General features: G+C 68.0%; 14 protein-coding genes. 9 read left to right on the plus strand and 5 right to left on the minus strand.

What is annotated here, in order from left to right:
• From AB0M47_RS10005 to AB0M47_RS10015, 3 genes are all read left to right on the plus strand, one after another.
• On the plus strand, positions 1–1,815 hold a 1,815-nt coding region (locus AB0M47_RS10005; protein WP_363411325.1), incomplete at its 5' end, for a transglycosylase domain-containing protein.
• A 28-nt stretch (positions 1,816–1,843) separates the two neighbouring features.
• Entirely contained in the window at positions 1,844–3,268 is a 1,425-nt protein-coding gene (locus AB0M47_RS10010) for a hypothetical protein (protein WP_363411327.1), read from the plus strand.
• A gap of 44 nt (positions 3,269–3,312) precedes the next feature.
• Entirely contained in the window at positions 3,313–5,706 is a 2,394-nt protein-coding gene (locus AB0M47_RS10015) for a transglycosylase domain-containing protein (RefSeq protein WP_363411329.1), read from the plus strand.
• A 40-nt stretch (positions 5,707–5,746) separates the two neighbouring features.
• Here the strand turns inward: AB0M47_RS10015 and AB0M47_RS10020 are convergent, their stop codons facing one another.
• Together AB0M47_RS10020 and AB0M47_RS10025 are read right to left on the minus strand one after the other, a co-directional pair.
• Complete coding sequence (locus AB0M47_RS10020; protein WP_363411331.1) at positions 5,747–7,672, minus strand: hypothetical protein; 1,926 nt, start codon at positions 7,670–7,672, stop codon at positions 5,747–5,749.
• A gap of 17 nt (positions 7,673–7,689) precedes the next feature.
• Positions 7,690–8,466 (minus strand): deoxyribonuclease IV, encoded by a 777-nt coding sequence (locus AB0M47_RS10025; RefSeq protein WP_363411333.1) that lies wholly within the window; start codon positions 8,464–8,466, stop codon positions 7,690–7,692.
• Between the two features lie 188 nt (positions 8,467–8,654).
• Here AB0M47_RS10025 and AB0M47_RS10030 point away from each other — a divergent pair, with 188 nt between their 5' ends.
• From AB0M47_RS10030 to rplI, 5 genes are all read left to right on the plus strand, one after another.
• Positions 8,655–9,422 (plus strand): hypothetical protein, encoded by a 768-nt coding sequence (locus AB0M47_RS10030; RefSeq protein WP_363411335.1) that lies wholly within the window; start codon positions 8,655–8,657, stop codon positions 9,420–9,422.
• A gap of 280 nt (positions 9,423–9,702) precedes the next feature.
• A complete protein-coding gene (gene rpsF / locus AB0M47_RS10035) occupies positions 9,703–9,993 on the plus strand; it encodes a 30S ribosomal protein S6 (protein WP_359994518.1) in 291 nt (96 codons plus the stop codon).
• Positions 9,994–10,091: 98 nt separating this feature from the next.
• Positions 10,092–10,610 (plus strand): single-stranded DNA-binding protein, encoded by a 519-nt coding sequence (locus AB0M47_RS10040; protein WP_253759126.1) that lies wholly within the window; start codon positions 10,092–10,094, stop codon positions 10,608–10,610.
• A 21-nt stretch (positions 10,611–10,631) separates the two neighbouring features.
• Positions 10,632–10,871, plus strand: a complete 240-nt coding sequence (gene rpsR / locus AB0M47_RS10045) for a 30S ribosomal protein S18 (protein ID WP_363411337.1) — start codon at positions 10,632–10,634, stop codon at positions 10,869–10,871.
• A gap of 14 nt (positions 10,872–10,885) precedes the next feature.
• Positions 10,886–11,338 (plus strand): 50S ribosomal protein L9, encoded by a 453-nt coding sequence (gene rplI, locus AB0M47_RS10050; RefSeq protein ID WP_253759123.1) that lies wholly within the window; start codon positions 10,886–10,888, stop codon positions 11,336–11,338.
• A 50-nt stretch (positions 11,339–11,388) separates the two neighbouring features.
• On the opposite strand, the gene AB0M47_RS10055 is transcribed toward rplI, so the two are convergent.
• Entirely contained in the window at positions 11,389–12,876 is a 1,488-nt protein-coding gene (locus tag AB0M47_RS10055; protein WP_363411339.1) for a von Willebrand factor type A domain-containing protein, read from the minus strand.
• 510 nt (positions 12,877–13,386) lie between these two features.
• On the opposite strand from AB0M47_RS10055, the gene dnaB reads away from it, so the two are divergent.
• Positions 13,387–14,775, plus strand: a complete 1,389-nt coding sequence (gene dnaB, locus AB0M47_RS10060) for a replicative DNA helicase (protein ID WP_253763740.1) — start codon at positions 13,387–13,389, stop codon at positions 14,773–14,775.
• Here the strand turns inward: dnaB and AB0M47_RS10065 are convergent.
• Entirely contained in the window at positions 14,720–15,970 is a 1,251-nt protein-coding gene (locus tag AB0M47_RS10065; protein WP_363411341.1) for a glycosyltransferase family 87 protein, read from the minus strand. The two genes, dnaB and AB0M47_RS10065, sit on opposite strands and share 56 nt — an antisense overlap.
• A gap of 83 nt (positions 15,971–16,053) precedes the next feature.
• A complete protein-coding gene (locus AB0M47_RS10070) occupies positions 16,054–18,567 on the minus strand; it encodes a bifunctional diguanylate cyclase/phosphodiesterase (protein WP_363411343.1) in 2,514 nt (837 codons plus the stop codon).
• Between the last annotated feature and the right edge of the window lie 79 nt (positions 18,568–18,646).

The following is an 18,646-nucleotide window of genomic DNA, read 5'->3' on the forward strand; positions in this document are numbered from 1 at the left end:
GAGGACAAGTACGACAAGAACACGATCATGGGCTTCTACCTGAACACCATCGACTTCGGCCGGGGCGCCGTCGGGGTGGAGAAGGCGGCGCAGGCTTACTTCGGCAAGAGCGCCAAGGACCTGACCTTCTCGCAGGCGGCCGTCCTGGGTTCGGTCATCCGTGACCCGTACGACGACGGCGGCAAGCTGAGCATCTACGACCCCGAGGCGCACCCGGACACGGCCAAGGGCCGCTGGGGCTACGTGCTCGACAACATGAAGGAAAAGGGCTGGATCACCGCGGAGGAGCGCGCCTCGGCGCAGTTCCCCGAGGTCATCAAGTACTCGACCGTGTCGACCTCGGCCGAGTGGGGCATCAAGACCGCCGAGGGCACCAACGTCGGCAAGGCCACCGGCAACGTCGTGAACTACGTGTACGAGGAGCTCAAGGAGCAGGGCATCGAGCCCAAGGAGCTGCGTACCGGCGGTTACAAGGTCTACACCACGATCGACCCCACCGCGCAGAAGGAGCTGGAGGAGGCGTCCCGGCCGGACATCAAGGGCTCCGAGCTCTACGGCCGCAAGATCGTCACCGATCCGAAGAAGAAACAGGATCTGGAGTCGGCCGGCGTCGTCATCGACCACACGTCCGGCGCCGTGATCGCGTACTACGGCGGCCTCGACGGCACGGCGATCGACCTGGCCGGCGTGAACACCCAAGGTGGCGCGCTGGTCGGCGGGCACCCGCCGGGCTCGTCGATGAAGATCTACACGCTGGCCGCGGCGCTGGACGCGGGCGCGTCGTTGCAGTCGCGCTGGAAGGCGATGCCGTTCACGACCGACGACAAGATCAAGGTCGGCAACGCCGGTGCCGCCAACACCAGCTGCAAGGACTACTGCACGCTCGAGTACAGCTTCATGAAGTCGTACAACGTGCCGTTCTACTGGGTCGCCCGGCAGATCGGCCCCGGCAAGGTCGTGAAGATGGCGAGCCAGGCCGGTGTCCGCTACATGTGGAACAACGACAACATCGAGAGCCTGTCCGCCAAGGGCGTCCAGGGCGATACCCTGCGTACGCCGTTCGACCGCCAGGTCGGCTTCGGCCAGTACGGCATCACGGTGCTCGACCACGCCACCGGTGTGGCGACGCTGGCCAACGGCGGGGTCTACAACAAGCCGTACTTCGTGACCAAGGTCGAGAAGAAGGACCCCGTCACCGGCAAGTACGAGATCGTGAAGGGCGTCGGGCACAAGGGCGACCCGAAGCAGGTCATCCAACGCCGGGTCGCCAACGACGTCACGTACGCGATGCAGAAGGTCTTCACCGACCACGGCTGGTCGATGAGCGGCCGTGAGGTCGCCGCGAAGACCGGTACCTGGGAAGGCGCCACGGTCGACAAGAACGGCAAGGCCGTCCCGAGCGACAAGAACGCGCACGCCTGGGTCGTCGGCTTCACCAAGCAGTTCTCGGTGGCGATCTGGACCGGCAACGCCGCCGGGGCTTACCCGGTGATCGACCCGAAGACGAAGAGCACGATCACCTCCGGTTCGACGCCATACCGGATCTGGTCGGAGTTCATCAAGGACTACAACGACTCGAAGAACTTCAAGAAGGAAAAGCTCGCCGACGCCTCGCACATCGGCGACGACGAGGTCGGTTTCGCCAACGGCGTCTCGCCGTCGCCGACCCAGCCGACGCTGCCGGGCCAGGGCGGCGAGTGCATTCCGCTGGTGACCTGCCCGACCCAGACGACCGACCCGGGCAACGGCGGGGGCAACCAGTCCAAGTCTCCGACACCGACACCGACAGTGACCCGCAGCCGTTTCGGCAACTGAGGCAATCGATGAGTGAAGGACGGTAGCCGTGCAGGCTGAGGTGGGTCAGGATCAGGACGACCGCGATCGTCCGGCGTCCCCGCGCATCGACGCGCCGTCGCGTTCCGACGGCTTCGTCGGCGGTCTCGCCGAACTCATCGGCGGGCGGCTGGGCGAGCACGCCCCGGTCGCCCGGCGGTCGGTCAAGTTCGTCTCGTTGATCGTGCTGGCCCTGACCTGCCTCACGCTCGCGCTGCATTTCGTCCAGAAGTCTCCGTGCCGCGACGGCGCGTGGACGGATAACAAGCAGTACACCAACTTCTGCTACACCGACGTCCTCGCGCTCTACTACGCCGAAGGGCTGAGCGAGGGCCAGGTCCCCTACATCGACCACGCCGTCGAGTACCCGGTACTCACCGGCGTGATGATGGGGGTCATCGGGCTGCCCGTCCACGCGTACGGGCAGACCCACCCGGACTTCAACCAGGGCCAGGCGTTCTACGACATCACCGCGCTGGTGCTGTTCCTGTTCGCGCTCGGCACCGCCGCGATGATCCTCGCGATCCGACGAACAAGACCGTGGGACGTCGCGATGTTCGCGCTGTCCCCAGCCTTGCTCGTGACAGCCTCGGTGAACTGGGACTTCCTGGCCATCGTCCTCGCGGTCGGCGGCGTGTACGCCTGGAGCCGCAAATGGCCCGGCTATTGGGCGCCGGCGTTGACCGGCGTCCTGCTGGGCCTCGGCACCGCCGCGAAGTTGTGGCCGGGCTTCCTGTTCGTCGGGTTGCTCGCGATCGCCCTGCGGACCTGGCGGTGGGTGCCGTTCCTCGTGGCGGCGGGGACGGCGGCCGTCACCTGGCTAGCGGTCAACGTGCCGGTGATGGTGCTGAACTTCGACAATTGGCGCCGGTTCATCGACCTCAACAACGAGCGCGGCGTGGACTGGGGCGTGCTCTATTACATCGGCCGGTACGTCGACGCGAAGTTCTGGAGTGGCGGCGAAGGCGACTCGGGGCTGTTCCAGTGGCTGTCCCGGGATGAGAATCGCAGTCTGCTGAACGGGATCAGCCTGGCGCTGTTCGCGGTCGCCTGTCTGGGGATCATCTACCTGGCGATGCGTGCGCCGGTGCCGCCACGGCTGACTCAACTGGCCTTCCTCACCGTCGCCGCCTTCCTGCTGTTCAACAAGGTCTGGTCGCAGCAGTTCACGCTGTGGCTGCTGCCGCTGGCGATCCTGGCGCGGCCTCGCTGGGGCGCCTTCCTCGTCTGGCAAGTGGCGGAAGTGGCGTACTTCCTGTCGTTCTACGGCGAGCTGCTGGGGGCGTCCGGTAAGTCCGTGATGCCGGAAGGCGTGTTCATCTTCGCCTCGATCGCCCGCTGGGTGACCGTCGCCGTGCTGTGTTGCCTGGTCATCCGGGACATCCGGAATCCACGGCTGGACGTCGTCCGGCAGTCCGATCCACTGGCGGTCTGAGCCCAGACCTGCGTTATCGCCGCCGAACGCTTACCTTGTTGGGCATGAGTTCGTACGGTGACTACCCCTCCGGCGAGGGCCCGGCCACGGTCCGCGACGAGGCATACCACCCTCAGGGCGGACCCGGGCAAGGCCGGCACCGCCAGGGGCGCGTCGACGATGACGAATACGTGCGCGGTATGCGGGATCGATATACCGCCTCCGCGCCACCACCGCCGTCGGGGCGCGCCCGGGTGCCCCTCCGGGAAGGAGCGCCCGCCGAGCCGCGACCGGAGCGTCCGGTCGCGCCCACGCGCCGACCGCTCCCCGGGCTCGACTTCCTCCGACGGCTGGGCAAGAGCCGTAAGCGCAAGGCGCTGACGATCGCCTTCGCGGCGTTCATCATGTTGTTCGGCAGCACCACCATCGTCGTCACGTACTTCGTCGACAACGTGGCGATGCTGGACCCGAAGAACCTGCCGAACGCTCAGGTCACCAAGATCTTCGCCGACGACGGCAAGACGCAGCTGGCCCAGCTCGGCACCGAGAACCGCGAGACCATCCCGATGGGCATCCTCCCCGATCAGGTCAAGCACGCCCTGATCGCAGGTGAGGACAAGGACTTCTACAACCACCACGGGGTGTCCATCAGCGGCATCGTGCGGGCCGCCTGGAACAACGTCACCGGTGGCGACACCCAGGGCGCGTCGACGATCACGCAGCAGTACGTGAAGATCGCGACGCAGGACGTCGAGATGTCGATCTTCCGGAAGGCTCGCGAGGCGGTCCTCGCCCGCAAACTGGAAGACGAGTACGACAAGGAGACGATCCTCGGGTTCTACCTGAACAACGTCTACTTCGGACGCGGGGCGATCGGCGTACAGGTGGCTGCCCGGACGTACTTCAACAAGAACGCCAAAGACCTGACGGTCGCGGAGGCGGCGGTGCTCGGCGCGGTCGTCCGGCAGCCGGAGGAGACGGCCACCTTCGCCGGATACGACCCGCAGCTGAATCCGTCGGCCGCGCAGGACCGGTGGGCGTACGTGCTGAACAACATGAAGGACGCGGACTGGCTGAGCGACACCGATCGGGCCGCGCAGCAGTACCCCAAGACGATCCTGCCGATCCGCAAGGACGCCGGCAACGCGCAGTGGGGCCTCAAAGGCGCCGGCCAGACCGGGCTGGTCACCGGCAACGTCGTGAACTACATCTCGGAAGAGCTGAAGGCCGCGCCCTACAACATCACCGACCTGAAGACGGGCGGCTACCGGATCACCACCACGATCGACTCCAAGGCACAGGCGGCCGCCGAGAGTGCGGCGCGGCGCGGAGCGCCTGGATCGCTCATGACCGGTCAGAAGGCCAACGTGATGGCGGCGATCGTGGCCATCGAACCCAAGACGGGCCGGGTGCTGGCGTACTACGGCGGCGACGACGCGACCGGCCACGACTACGCCGGCAAGAACTTCGAGAACGGCCAGCTCACGGGCGGCCATCCGGCCGGTTCGTCGTTCAAGATGTACACCTTGGCGGCCGCGCTCAAGGACGGCTACTCGCTCGACTCGCACTTCGACCCCGCCGCCTTCAAGGACGGCGACTTCGAGATCGAGAACGCCGGCCGGGACGTCGACGAGTCCTGCGGGAACTACTGCACCCTCGAATGGGCCACGGTGCACTCGTACAACGTGCCGTTCTACAAGGTCACCAAGCTGATGGGCGTGGACAAGGTCGTCGCGATGGCCAAGTCGGCCGGCATCACCACCATGTGGAACACCGGCGACGGCAAGGCGTACGACCTGACCAGCAAGACCTTCAAGCAGACCGACAACGCGCCGTTCTACTACCACGCCGGGTTCGGGCAATACCCGATCACGGTGATCGACCACGCCAGCGGCGTCGCGACCTTCGCCAACCGCGGCCTGTACAACAAGCCGCACTTCGTCCTGAAGGTCGAGCGGCCGATCGCGGGCACCGACAAGTTCACCCCGGTCAACGGGGAGAAGCTCAGCCCAAAGCAGACGATCGACCAGGGCATCGCCGACGACGTGAACTACGTCCTGCAGAAGATCCCGGGCGCGGGCGGGCACACGCTCAGCGGCAGCCGCCCGGTCACCGGCAAGACCGGCACGTGGCAGTGCCAGCAGACCAAGCACAACTGCCATGCCTGGTTCGTCGGCTCGACCAAGCAGATCGCCGCGGCCGTCTGGGTCGGCAACGTCGGCAAGGAACAGGCGGTCTACGAGAAGACCGGCAAGGACGTCAGCGGCGCGGGACTGCCCGGGAACATCTGGGAGAAGTTCATGAACGCCGCCAGCAAGGGAATGAGCGAGCAGCGCTTCGCCGACAAGGCCGGCGTGGGCGACCCGACCAAGCAGGAGCCCGGCTTGCGGGAACCGCGCAAGTGCAAGTGGATCTTCTTCTGCCCGTCGACCGAACCCACTCGTCGCGGTCGCGGCTGAGACTCGGGGGCGAGGGTGCGAAACCCTCGCCCCCGAACACTCACTGGTTCAGGTGGAAGATGACGCCGTCGTCGAAGTCCTCGCGGGTCATCCCGAACTGCTGCCCGTCGGCGGTCAGCGCGTTGGGCGGGACGTCGCCGTAGCTCGGGTGCTTGAGGACCAGCACGTCCCGTACGCCGATCGACCGCAGCTTCTCGACGCTGGCCTGGTCCGGGAAGTTCTCCATGAGCTTGCGGATCTCGTCCTGCGACCGCGGCGTGAAACCGCTGCCGCCGTTGACCATCTGTACGAAGCCGTCGGTCGACCAGAGCATCACGTTCTCGTCGTTGAGCTGGTTGCTGGGCAGGATCATGGCCGGGCCGGTCAGGTTCGCCATCGCGGCCGGCCGCTGGGGCACGGTCGGGAAGTCCATCCGCTGCATGCCTTCGGCGAGGACGAGGAGCACCGGCAGGAACATCGCCAGCGTCAGGGCGACGTGCGGCCGGGCCGGCACCCGCTCGCGGGTCAGATCCCGGGCGCGGTCGCCGAAGGCGCTGATCGCGCCGGCCGCCAGCAGTCCGATGAACAACGTCGTCCAGATGACGAGGCGGCCCGGCGTCCGGATGGCGCTCCACCCGGGCAGGTGGTCGTAAAGGACCTCGTAGACCTTGCCGTCGAGGAACTGGGTGCCCATGGCCAGCCCGCCGCTGACGACCACGCCCAGGGCGAGCAGAATCCGCTGCCACCAGCGCCAGGTCGAGTAGATCAGGCCCGCCGCCGCCAAGCCGTACACGGCGAATCCGATCAGCAGCGTCTTCTCACCGCTCCCCCACTGGCCGAACATCGTCTGCCGGGCCACCGAGTGGGCGTCGCCCCACACCACGTCCGTCTCCGGGGCGGTGAAGAACCCGATGATCGGCGGCGAGTACCAGTTGACCTCCTCGATCGAGCGCTCGGCGTACGGGTGGAGGTCGAGCACCTTGAAGTAGGGAATCGCCATCAGCACGCCGACCGCGGCGAAGACGAGCCCGCCGAGGGTGTCCGCGCCCAGCAGCTTCCAGCCGAACGGCTTGGGCTCGCTCCAGAAGAACAGCCGCGCCGACACGTACGCGATGACGCTGACGACCGCGATGCCGGCGAGCACGTAGGCGAACGGCAGGCCGATGCCGAACCCGAGGCTGATCTGCCAAGCGCCGACGAGCCAGCCCGTCAGCGCCCAGCCGGGGCGCCGCAATTCCGGCCGGTAGCCGTGGCGGAACGAATAGCCGTGGCCGCGCGCCAGCATGGCCAGGCAGAGCACGATGCCGCCGGAGGACAGGACGTGCAGGTGACCGGCCTGCTCCCAGCGCCACGGCGCGTACGCGAACGCGGCGCCGGCCACGGCCGCACCCGGGATGCGGGACCCGAGCTGCCGCGCCAGGGCGTACGCGCCGAAGAACGCGAGCGCGAAGGCGAGCACGAAGACGATGTTGTAGCGGAGCAGCGCCGCGCCCGGTCCGGTGCCGATGAGCCCGGTCGGGAAGTAGCCGAGGAGCGTGTCGGAGAACGCGTAGCTGTAGGCCTCGGGGTAGAAGGAGTTGGAGTCCCAGATGCCGAGCGGGTTGGTGGCGACCGCGTGCCCGGCCCAGGCCATCTGCCAGGCCTGGAGCGTGGGGTCCCAGATGTCCTTCGGGATCGTGTAGAGCGGGTACTCCAGGGCCGGCCAGGTCATGGCGGCCGCGATGACCAGCGCCGAGAACGCGGCCAGGGACCATTCGTGGATCAGCGTCCGGCCGAGGCCGCCGGCCATCCGGCGCAGCCGGCCGGGCTGCCGGACCGCTTCGGGGGCGAACTTCCCGAACGGGTCGGCCGTGTCGTCTTTCGGCGACGCCTCGGTCGGCGCGTCCTCCGCGGGCTTGTCGGGTGTCTCGTCCGCTGGTCGGTCGGACGCCGTCGTTGCCGGGGCGTCGTCGGCGGGCTGGTCACTCATCGTGGTCGGCTCCGTCATCCTCGTAGCACCGTTCCCTAGTCGGCCAGCTCGGACCGCAAGTACGCGATGTCGGCGGACTGGCCCTCGGCCCCGCCCGGCGTCTCCACCACCGCGGGCGCCCCGCTCGCCCGGATGGCCGCCACGACGAGTTTCGGATCGATCATCCCGGACTGGAGGTTGTCGTGGCGGTCGCGACCGGAGTCGAATCCGTCCCGGGAGCCGTTGGCGTGGATGAGGTCGATCCGGCCGGTGATGGCCATCACCCGGTCCACGACGTCGATCAGATCCTCGCCGCCGGCGTGGGCGTGGCAGGTGTCCAGGCAGAACCCGACGCCGAACTCGCCGACGGCGTCCCAGAGCCGGGCGAGCGCGTCGAACCGCCGGGCGCAGGCCTTGTCTCCGCTGGCGGTGTTCTCGATGAGCACCTGGGTGGCGAAACCGCCCTGTTCCGCCGCGTACGCGAAGGTCTTGCGCCAGTTGTCGAAGCCGGTCGACAGATCATCATCCTTGAGCATGTGTCCACCATGGACGATCAGCCCGCTGGCGCCCACCGTGGCCGCCGCGTTCGCGTGGCTCAGGAGGAGCTTGCGGCTGGGGATGCGGATGCGGTTGTTCGTCGTGGCGACATTGATGACATACGGCGCGTGGACGAACACCTGCACGTCCGAGGCTTTGATCTGCTCGGCGTCGGCGCGTGGCGCCGGATCCTTCCAGCCCTGCGGGTCGGCCAGGAAGAACTGCACGACCGCGGCGTCGCGGGCGTGCGCCTCGGCCAACGGGTCGCCGGGATCGACATGGGCACCGATACGCATGCCGGAGAGCGTAGTCCCTCGGCCTGACGAAGACCGGACATGCACGCGTCACCGTCCTTGCACTCATCCGTTGGACCCACCGGATTCCTCCGAAGTCCATGTGACCGGGTAACTGTCCGTCGACCGCCCTCGAAGGGGCGCCGTCCGCCCGTCGCACCCCCGCGGGGGCACACCGTCTGGGAGTTCGTATGAAGATGTCCGTTTGCCGGGCGCTGGCCGGAGTCGGTCTCGGTGCGTTGCTGGGAGTGCCGCTGGCCGCCCAGCCCGCATTCGCCGAGCCTGAGGCCGGTACGCAGGTCGAATTCGACGGGGGCGGGCTCGGCCTGCTGTTGTGCGGTTCGAAACCGGACCGCCCCGCCGTGACGATCAAGTCCGAGCAGAAGGTCGTCTTCGTCAACAACCTCGGACAGGGCGCCACCCTGCAGATCGACGGGGAGAACGGCGGCCCGATCAGCGACGGCCAAGCCGTCGAGGTTCAGTTCCACAAGGGGCCGGTGGCCATCGCGATGGTCCCCGACTGCCTGCTCAATCTGGGTGGTAACGGGTCATACGAACCCGTCACGGTGAACGTCAACGCGTCGTCGCCGAGTTCCAGCGGCAACTCCACCGGGGCGCCCCGGGTCGTCAAGACGCGTACGCCGAAGCCGAAACCCTCGGGGACTCCTGTCCCCTCGGCGAGCGCATCCTCGTCCGAGGAAGCACCGTTGTTCCCGTTGGAGCCGGATCCGAGTGGCAGCGTCGCGGCCGCCGGAGATAGCTTGGAACCAGGTTCGACCGTGGTCACGCCCAGCGGCGAGTCGGTGATCGGGATGACCGATCTCGCGAACGACACGCCGAGGGACAAGGGACCAATCGGACTTCTCGCCATTATTGCTACAGTGTGTGTCGTAGGCGTAACGGTTGGGGCAATCCGCGCTATTGTTAGCCAGCGCGCAACTCGGACTGAGTTCGCCTAAGACGCAAACCACGGCGTATGATGTGGTTATAACAGGCTCCGCGAGGCGCCTTTCATCCAACCTCGTCGGTGTGGTCGTTCCTCCCCAGGTCCCACCCAGCAGAACTGGATGAGAGTGCGCCTCGCGGCTCTTTTTGGCCCTGATGCCCCTACCCGGTATCCTGGTCAGGTTCTTGCGGGTCTCGCCGTGGGTGAAGGCATCCACGGCGTCCGTCTGAACGACGCACGACCTCCTGTCACGGAAGGACCGTGGCCGCTAGCCCAGAGGAGGTGAGCACGTCTTGCGTCATTACGAGATCATGGTGATCCTCGACCCGTCTCTCGAGGAGCGCACCGTCGCCCCGTCGCTCGACACGTACCTCAACGTGATCCGGACGTCGGGTGGTTCGGTGGAGAAGCTCGACGTCTGGGGCCGCCGGCGCCTGTCGTTCGAGATCAACAAGAAGGCCGAAGGCATCTACGCCGTCATCGACCTGCAGGCTGAGCCTGCGGCCGTGGCCGAACTGGACCGTCAGCTGCGACTCAACGAGTCCGTGCTGCGTACCAAGGTCATCCGGCCGGAAGTTCGCTGACGCGCGAGCACAAGGCACGCCCGACCCGCTTTCGCGCAGCTGTCGTACGGCTGTGACAACCTGTGCGTCAGAACTAGCGAATGCCTGAGGAGTAGGTCATGGCTGGAGAAACCACCATCACGGTCATCGGTAACCTCACCAATGACCCAGAGTTGCGCTTCACCCCGTCTGGCGCTGCGGTCGCCAAGTTCAGCGTCGCCTCGACGCCGCGGACGCTCGACCGGGCTTCCGGCGAGTGGAAGGACGGCGAGCCGCTGTTCCTGAACTGCTCGGTGTGGCGGCAGGTGGCGGAGAACGTCGCCGAGTCGCTGCAGCGGGGCAGCCGCGTCATCGTGTCCGGCCGGCTGCGTCAGCGGTCGTACGAGACGCGTGAGGGCGAGAAGCGCACCGTCATCGAACTGGAAGTCGACGAGATCGGTCCTTCGCTGCGCTACGCGACGGCGAAGGTCCAGAAGATGTCGCGGTCCAACGGTGGCGGCGGTGGTGGCGGCTTCGGCGGTGGCGGCGGCGGTGGCAACAGCGGTGGCGGCGGCGGTTTCGCCGACGACCCGTGGGCCACGGCTGCTCCCGCAGGCGGCGGTTCGGGTGGCAACTTCGACGACGAGCCACCTTTCTAAAGATCACTGGAGCACTGAGCAATGGCTAAGGCTGCCGCTCTTCGCAAGCCGAAGAAGAAGGTGAACCCGCTCGAGAAGGAGGGGATCACCTACATCGACTACAAGGACACCGCGCTGCTGCGCAAGTTCATCTCGGACCGCGGCAAGATCCGCGCCCGCCGGGTGACGGGTGTGACCACCCAGCAGCAGCGTCAGATCGCCCGTGCGGTCAAGAACGCCCGTGAGATGGCGCTCCTGCCGTACACGAGCACCGGACGCTGAGAGGAGGCACTCCTATGAAGATCATTCTGACTCAGGAGGTGCCGGGTCTCGGCACGCCGGGCGACATCGTCGAGGTCAAGGACGGCTACGGCCGTAACTACCTGCTCCCGCAGGGCCTCGCGATCTCGCACACCAAGGGCGCCGAGAAGCAGGTCGCGACGATCAAGCGGGCGCGGGACGCCCGGGAGATCCGGGACCTGGACCACGCCAAGGAGATCAAGGCCCAGCTCGAAGGGCTGTCCGTCAAGCTCGGCGCGCGCGCCGGCGACGGCGGCCGCCTGTTCGGCTCGGTCACCGCTGGTGAGGTCGTCGTCGCGGTCAAGGCCGCGGGCGGCCCCAGCCTCGACCGCCGCCGGGTGGAGCTGCCGAGCGTCATCAAGTCGCTCGGGGCGTACAACGTGCAGGTCAAGCTGCACCCCGAGGTCGTCGCCAAGTTCTCCGTGAACGTGGTTCCGGCCGCCAAGTAAGGCACCCGAAAGGGCCGGCGCGAGCTTCGCGCCGGCCCTTTCGCGTACGGTCAGCCGCGCAGCCGGCCCGCCGCCCGGATGGCCTGCGTCAGCTCGGCGACCTTAGGGTCGCGCAACTGCTCCCCGGCGTCGGCCGCGATCTGCCCCAGCTGGTCCAGCTGCACCTCGGCGGCGTACGTCGAGGACTTGAGCGCCTCGGCGAAGAAGGCCGCGGCATAGGCCAGGCGCAGGTGCGGATCCGCCGACCGGAAACCGCCCGCGAGATCGTTCACCACCACCGACTCGTACGCCTCGGAGGCCGCCCGCGACGTGGGGTCCTGCCAGCGTACGCGGACGTCGGCGACCTTGGCCGACGACCGGACCTCCGGCCGCAGCCGCACGATGTAGAGCGCCGTGACAGCGTGGCCGGGCCCGACCTCGCCGCCGTCGACGCGATCGTCGCGGAAGGCGGAAGCGCTCAGCAGCCGATCGTCATACCCCACGAGCCGGTACGCCTCGACGACCGACTCGTCGAAGGTCACCTGCGCCTTGGCATCCAGTGCACGGACCGACAGGTTCGTCGGCAGCCGGTGCACGAAGACATCCCGAGCCTGCTCGCGATCGGCCACGTAGACGGCGAACCCGTCACCCTGGTCGGCCAGCTTCTCCATCAGCTCGTCGCCGTAGCTGCTGCCCACGCCGACGCCGAGCAGCGAGATCTCCTTGTCCGCCTCGGCCTTCACCCGGCGCAGGATCGGCGACGACTCGGTGTTGCCCACGTTGGCCAGCCCGTCGGACAGCAGGATCACTCGGTTGGAGGAGCCCTGACGGAACCCGTCCCGAGCCACCTGGTACCCCGTGACCAGCCCGGACTCCAAGTTGGTGGAGCCACCGGCGGCGAGCGAGTCGATCGCCCGATCGAGATCCTCCACCTGCGACAGCCGGGTCATCGGCAGCACGATCTTCGCCCGCTCGTTGAACGTCACCAGCGCGACCGAGTCGGTCCGGCGCAGTTGGCGTACGAGATAGTGCAACGCGTCCTGCACCAGATCGAGCCGATCGGTGTCGGCCATCGAACCCGAGACGTCGATCACGAAGGTCAGCGCCACGTCCGGCCGCGTCTCCGAATCGTCCGCCCGCGTCTGCAGCCCGACCCGCAGGAGCCGGAGCCGGTCGCTGTACTGCGATCGGTGGGTGGACGGCATCCCCGCACCGTCGACATGCAACGCGAACCCGTCGCCCTTCGGCTGCCCGTAGTCCATGTCGAACGAGTTGACGAACTCCTCCGGCCGCACCGTCGACCGGTCCGGCCAGCGCCCGTCCTGCAACTGGCGCACCGAGTACGCGTACGAGGCGGTGTCGACGTCGAGCGCGAAGGTCGACTGAGCCTGCTCGTCCACGGACGTCTCGCCGCCGGGGATGGACACCCCGGGCCCCTGACCGCCACCGATCTGCGGCTGGTCCGACGAGCTGCTCTTGTCACTGGCACTGCACCCGGCGAGCGCCAGCAGCACCACCAGGAAGGCCGCTCCGGCCGATCGGGTCATGAGCTTCGTCATGATTTCTCCTGACCTAGAACATTCAGTTGCCGATCCGACCGGCCCAGCGACAGGTGCGCTCCCACCGTTGCCTGACCGAAATCGGACCGTGAACCTTGGTGACCGATTCGAGCTGAGCCCGTGACCGGCGGGCGGGAACCGGCAGGCCGTCTCCGACGTCCACAGCGGACCCGGCCCGCCAAGATCGACACGCCGAACGAAATTTCTTTCGCGCACAGCCTGTGATTTACGTCTGCGCAGCTCAGAGCAAGTCTGTGGACAACAGTCCGCGTGTTATCCACAGGCTGTGCACACGGTTACCCACAGGCAGAGGCAAGTTGTCCACAGGTTGTCCGCAGGTCTGTCCACCGGGGTGTTTGAGAATCCGGGCCAGGCTTCGTAACGTCAAGCCTCCGGCCTCGATATCACCCTGGAACCGTCCGGCACAGTTGTCGGACCCCGGTGGTATCCCTGGGGTTCGGTGGGGACGATCGAGCGTGCTTGGGGTGGGGTGCGGTGTCCGTCGGCGAGGTGCGCGACCAGGCGCGGTTCCCGGTCTCCGGGCAACCGTCGGCCGACGGTCCCCCCGCCTACGAACGGACTCCCCCACAAGACGTCGCGGCGGAGCAGAGCGTCATCGGCGGCATGCTCCTCAGCAAGGACGCCATCGCCGACGTCGTCGAGATCCTCCGGTCGAGTGACTTCTACCGGCCGGCCCACGCCACCATCTTCGAAGCCGTCGTCGACCTGTTCGGCCGAGGCGAACCCGCCGACGCCGTCACGGTCGCGGCCGCCCTCGACGGCGCGGGCGAGCTGAGCCGCGTCGGCGGCGCGCCCTACCTGCACACCCTGCTCAACTCGGTGCCTACCGCGGCCAACGCCGCGTACTACGCCCGCATCGTCAGCGAGCGCGCCATCCTCCGGCGGCTGGTGGAGGCGGGCACCAAGATCGTGCAGCTCGGCTACGGCACCAACGGCGGCGGCGGGCGCGACGTCGACGACATCGTCGACCTGGCCCAGCAGGCCATCTACGACGTCACCGAACGGCGCGTAAGCGAAGACTTCTCCATCCTCGGCGACCTGCTGCAGCCCACGCTCGACGAGATCGAGGCGGTCGGCGCCCAGGGCGGCGTCATGTCGGGTGTGCCGACCGGCTTCTCCGACCTGGACCGGCTGCTCAACGGACTCCACGCCGGCCAGTTGATCATCGTGGCCGGACGGCCCGGCTTGGGCAAGTCGACTGCGGGAATGGACTTCGCTCGCAACGCCGCCATCCGGCACAACATGGCCAGCGCCATCTTCTCCCTGGAAATGTCCAAGGTCGAGATCGTCACCCGTCTGCTCAGCGCCGAGGCGCGCGTACCGATGCATGTCCTGCGGTCCGGGCAGTTGTCCGACGACGACTGGACGAAGCTGGCGCGGCGCATGGGTGAGATCAGCGAGGCGCCGATCTTCGTCGACGACACGCCCAACATGAACCTGATGGAGATCCGGGCGAAGGCGCGGCGGCTCAAGCAGCGGAACGATCTGAAGTTGATCGTGGTCGACTATCTCCAGCTGATGACGTCACCGAAGCGGGTCGAGAGCCGTCAGCAGGAGGTCGCCGACCTTTCGCGAGGCTTGAAGCTGCTGGCCAAGGAGGTCGAGTGCCCGGTGATCGCGGTCAGTCAGCTGAACCGTGGTCCCGAGCAGCGGACCGACAAGCGGCCGCAGTTGTCCGACCTGCGTGAGTCCGGCTCGATCGAGCAGGACGCCGACGTCGTCATCCTGTTGCATCGTGACGACTACTACGACAAGGAATCGCCGCGCGCGGGTGAGGCTGACTTCATCGTGGCCAAGCACCGTAATGGTCCGACCGACACCGTCACGGTCGCGGCGCAGCTGCATATGTCGCGCTTCGTCGATATGGCGGTGAGCTGAGCACCGGCGCCCAGGCCGCTAGAGCCACCGGATAGAGCAGGTAGCCGAATCGGGTCGCCGGGAGCAGCAGGATCGCCAGCAGGAGTCCGGTCGCGCTGATGAGCGCTGCTCTCGGGACGCTGACCGGGGGCTGCCGGATCAGCGAGATCGCGATCACGGCGGCCACGCCGAGGAGCAGTCCGACGGCGATCTGGCGTCCGTCCGGCAGGTACGCCGTCAGCAGGTGACCGGGTAGCGGGGAGGCTGCCGGGCTGCGTACCAGGCCGTGGCCGAGCGGGAATCGGATGACGTTCTCCACGACGGCGCGGCCGTTGATGAGCACGGTGGGCACCAGGACCAGCACCGGTATGCCGGCCGCGCCGAGTGCGTACCGGGCGAGGGATCGGCGATGGCGGACCAGGGCGACGAGGCCGAGGACGATGGCGACCGGCCAGGCGGTGAGTTTGAGGGCGCCCGCGCAGCCGATCGCCAGTCCGGCGGCGGTCCAGCGGTTGCGGGAAGCCAGCGCGCAGGCGAGCAGTGACAGGGCGAGGACGGGGACGTCGTCTCCGCCGGTGGCCAGGGTGAGCGTGGCGAGCGGAAGGATCGTGACCGCTTGCAGCGCCCGCAGGGGGGCCTCCGATCCGAAGCGGGTGATGCCCGCCCGGTCGAGCAGCAGCCAGGCGGCTACCACGGCCGCGCTGCTGAGCAGGGCCATGATGATCCGGGCGTCGGTCCACCAGGCGATGCCGCCGAGGGCGCGGGGCAGTCCGGCGATCGCCATGCCGGGCTGGTAGGGCAGGTAGTCGAGCAGCCGCAGCGGGCTTGGGACGGCGGCGATCGCGTCGCGGTCGAGGTAGGGCGTTCCAGTGTGGAGCATCCGGGCTCCGGCGGCCTCGATGACCAGGACTTCTTCCTGGGCTCGGTCCAGCCGTCCGGCGGCCCGCTCGCGGGCTTGGAGGATCAGCGGGAGCAAGGCGGTCGCGGCCCAGGCCGCCGCGGCCAGCCAGGTCCGGGCGAGCCGGCCGCGCAGGAGGAGAGCGATGCTCGCGGCGGCTAGGTAGCCCCAGATCGCGACGGCCGCCCACGCCCGGTGTGGGGCCAGGGCCGACCAATGCCACGTGTACGCGCAGAAGAGCGCGGCGAGCGCGTACGCCGCCACGTCGACGGGGCGCCCGATGCTGAGCACGCGGATGCTGATCCGCCGAACGAACACATCCGAAGTTTGACCGGAAAATCACTCGAATTCGGGCGAATCGCCGACTTAGTACATCTCGGACTTCGGACCGGTAAACTCGCCTACTCGTTGCTCGACCGAGGCCGCCGTCGCAGCCCGAAATGGTCACCCGGCCGAGGGAGCCGGACGACCGGGGCCGGGCGGCCTTCGATCATGTCGCCGAAGGCTCCCTTGCCCAGCGAGGCGAGGAAACGCTGCTGCGACAACGGTCGCGCGAACAGATGCCCCTGGCCGAGGCCGCAGCCGAGGTTCCAGAGCGTCTGCCGCTGGTCGACCCGTTCGATGCCCTCGGCGACCACGGCCAGCCCGAGCGCGCGGCCGAGTTCGATGGTCGACCGGACCACCGCCATCGCCTCGGCCGAGGCGTCCATGTCGGTGACGAAGCTGCGGTCGATCTTGAGCTCCCGCACCGGTACGCGAGCCAGCGCGCTCAGTGAGGAGAACCCCGTGCCGAAGTCGTCCAGCGCGATGGCGACGCCGAGCCGGCCGAGCCCGGCGAGCACCTGGTCGACGATCTCCATCGAGGAGAGCGTGAGCGATTCGGTCAGTTCCAGCACCAGCGATTCCGACTTCATCCCACGCTCATCGAGCAATTGCTCCACCAGGGCGGGGAACCGGCGGTCGAGCAGGCTGCGCGGGGAGATGTTGACCGCGACGGGGATCGGATGGCCGGCGGCGGCCCAGGTTCCGGCCGCTTGCAGGGCCTGGTCGAGGATGGCCTCGGTGAACGCGGTCAGCTGCCCGGACCGCTCCACGGCGTCGAGGAACCGGCGGGGATCGAGGTTGCCCCGGTCGGGGTGGTGCCACCGGGCCAGCGCCTCGGCCGAGACGATCTCACCGGTCGCGAGGTCGACGATGGGCTGGAACTCCAGGGTGAACTCGCTGGCGGCGACGGCGCGGGAGATCTGGCCGCCGAGTTCCAGCCGGTCCAGGTCGGTGATGTCGAGGCTGCGCGAGTACGGCACGATGCGCTGGCCGGTGCGCTTGGCCTCGGTGAGGGCCAGGCTGGCTCGGCGCAGCAACTCGGTCATGTCGCCGTCGGCGGGGGCGACCGCGAGCCCGGCCCGGGGGACCAGCGTGATCGGTACGCCGTCCACTTCGTACTCCTCGGCGACCTTCTGCAGGATGTCCCGTGATCGGTGCATCGCGAGCGCCGGGGTGGGCAACGCGGTGAAGAGCACCGCGAACTCGTCGCCGTCCTGCCGGGCCACCGTGGCGTCCGTGCCCGCCGTGGCCAGCATCCGGCGGCCGATCTCGACCAGGACATCGTCGCCGGCCTTGTAGCCCAGGCCGTCGTTGATCTCCTTGAACTGCACCATGTCCAGGGTCAGCAGCGCGATCGCCCCCGTGGTGGGGCGGTGTTCCAGGGCTGCTTTGCCCTCATCCACCAGGCATCGGCGGTTGGCCAGCCCGGTCAGCGGGTCGTGCTGAGCCTCGTGCGCGTGCTGGTCGGCCACGTTGATGAGCAGCCCGTACGCCGAAGCGTTGCGGATCGCGGTGGCGAGCGCCGCGGCGAACGTACGCAGCAGGAAGCCCTCGCGTTCGGGGAGGATGGTCGGGCGGTCGAAGTACAGCCGGAGCTCGCCCACGTCCTCGGTGTCTCGCTGACCCTCCAGCGCCACCACGGTCGGCTCGCCTTCCGAGTCCTCGAGGTCGGGCCGCTGTGTGAGCAGGCCGGACCGGTCCCCGAAGATGTGCCGTACGCCGGCCGACTGCCCCGGCTCGGCGGGCGCCCGGAAGTCCACTTCGACCCAGGCCGCGCCGAACATGTTCACCCCGGTGTCGATGGCGGCGTGCAGAACCTTGTCGAGGTCGACCTCGTTCAGCGCGTCGGTCGCGCGGGCCAGCCGCTGCCAGGCCTCCCGCTCGGCCTCCTGACGCAGCCGGTTCATGTGCATGACGTGCAGGCTGAGCACGAGCGGCGGGATGGCGATGAGCAGCCGCGAGTCCCAGAGCAGCAGGACGAGCGCGGCGAGGGCGATGACGAACCGGACGACGGACAGCGACAGGTGCCGCCTGAGGCTCTCCCGGTACATCTTGAGCACCGGCGTCCCCATGGAGATGGCGATGACCGGCACCGACACCAGGTCGTCGATCACGATCATCGCCAGGAAGGCCAGCGCCACCGTCTGGATCGGCGGGAAGTTGCCGAGCTGGCTCGTGGTGGTGAGCGTCTCGATGTCGGCCGAGGAGAGGATCAGGCCGGCCGTCGTGGCCACCAACGTCTCCTTGGCCACGGCGAAGATCGCCTTGATCGGCTCCCGGCGCTGAATGATCTTCGCCAGCGTCACTGTTCCGGCCACCAGGACGACGAGCCAGGGAACCGGGAGGGCGACGGCGGCCACCAGGGTCGCGGCGTCGGTCCAGTGGACGAAGAAGTTGGAGCGAATGCGCAGCGTCAGCAGGTTCGACAGTCCGATAAGGACGATCAGGGTCACCAGGGTCAGCCAGGCGGACGGGGTGACCGGGCTGAGGTGCAGCGCCGCGGTGAAGACGCTGATTGCCGCCAGAAACGACAGGAGACCGACGATCGGCCTAAGCCGCCAGTCGGTCTCACGAGTCGGGGTGGGCGTCACGCTGGTCTCCGAATCCGGATGCGGAAGGGTGAGGCCAGCGTACTGAAAACCAGGGATCAGCCCCAGTCGAAGCCGCGCA

Source organism: Hamadaea sp. NPDC051192 (genome assembly GCF_040682475.1).
Taxonomy (GTDB): Bacteria; Actinomycetota; Actinomycetes; order Mycobacteriales; family Micromonosporaceae; genus Hamadaea; species Hamadaea flava.

Excerpts from the sequence above, each read along its gene's own strand:
- AB0M47_RS10015 (WP_363411329.1), top strand. The coding sequence starts at position 3,313 with ATGAGTTCGTACGGTGACTACCCCTCCGGCGAGGGCCCGGCCACGGTC.
- AB0M47_RS10020 (WP_363411331.1), bottom strand. The coding sequence starts at position 7,672 with ATGACGGAGCCGACCACGATGAGTGACCAGCCCGCCGACGACGCCCCG.
- AB0M47_RS10025 (WP_363411333.1), bottom strand. The coding sequence starts at position 8,466 with ATGCGTATCGGTGCCCATGTCGATCCCGGCGACCCGTTGGCCGAGGCG.
- AB0M47_RS10030 (WP_363411335.1), top strand. The coding sequence starts at position 8,655 with ATGAAGATGTCCGTTTGCCGGGCGCTGGCCGGAGTCGGTCTCGGTGCG.
- AB0M47_RS10040 (WP_253759126.1), top strand. The coding sequence starts at position 10,092 with ATGGCTGGAGAAACCACCATCACGGTCATCGGTAACCTCACCAATGAC.
- rpsR (WP_363411337.1), top strand. The coding sequence starts at position 10,632 with ATGGCTAAGGCTGCCGCTCTTCGCAAGCCGAAGAAGAAGGTGAACCCG.
- rplI (WP_253759123.1), top strand. The coding sequence starts at position 10,886 with ATGAAGATCATTCTGACTCAGGAGGTGCCGGGTCTCGGCACGCCGGGC.
- AB0M47_RS10055 (WP_363411339.1), bottom strand. The coding sequence starts at position 12,876 with ATGACGAAGCTCATGACCCGATCGGCCGGAGCGGCCTTCCTGGTGGTG.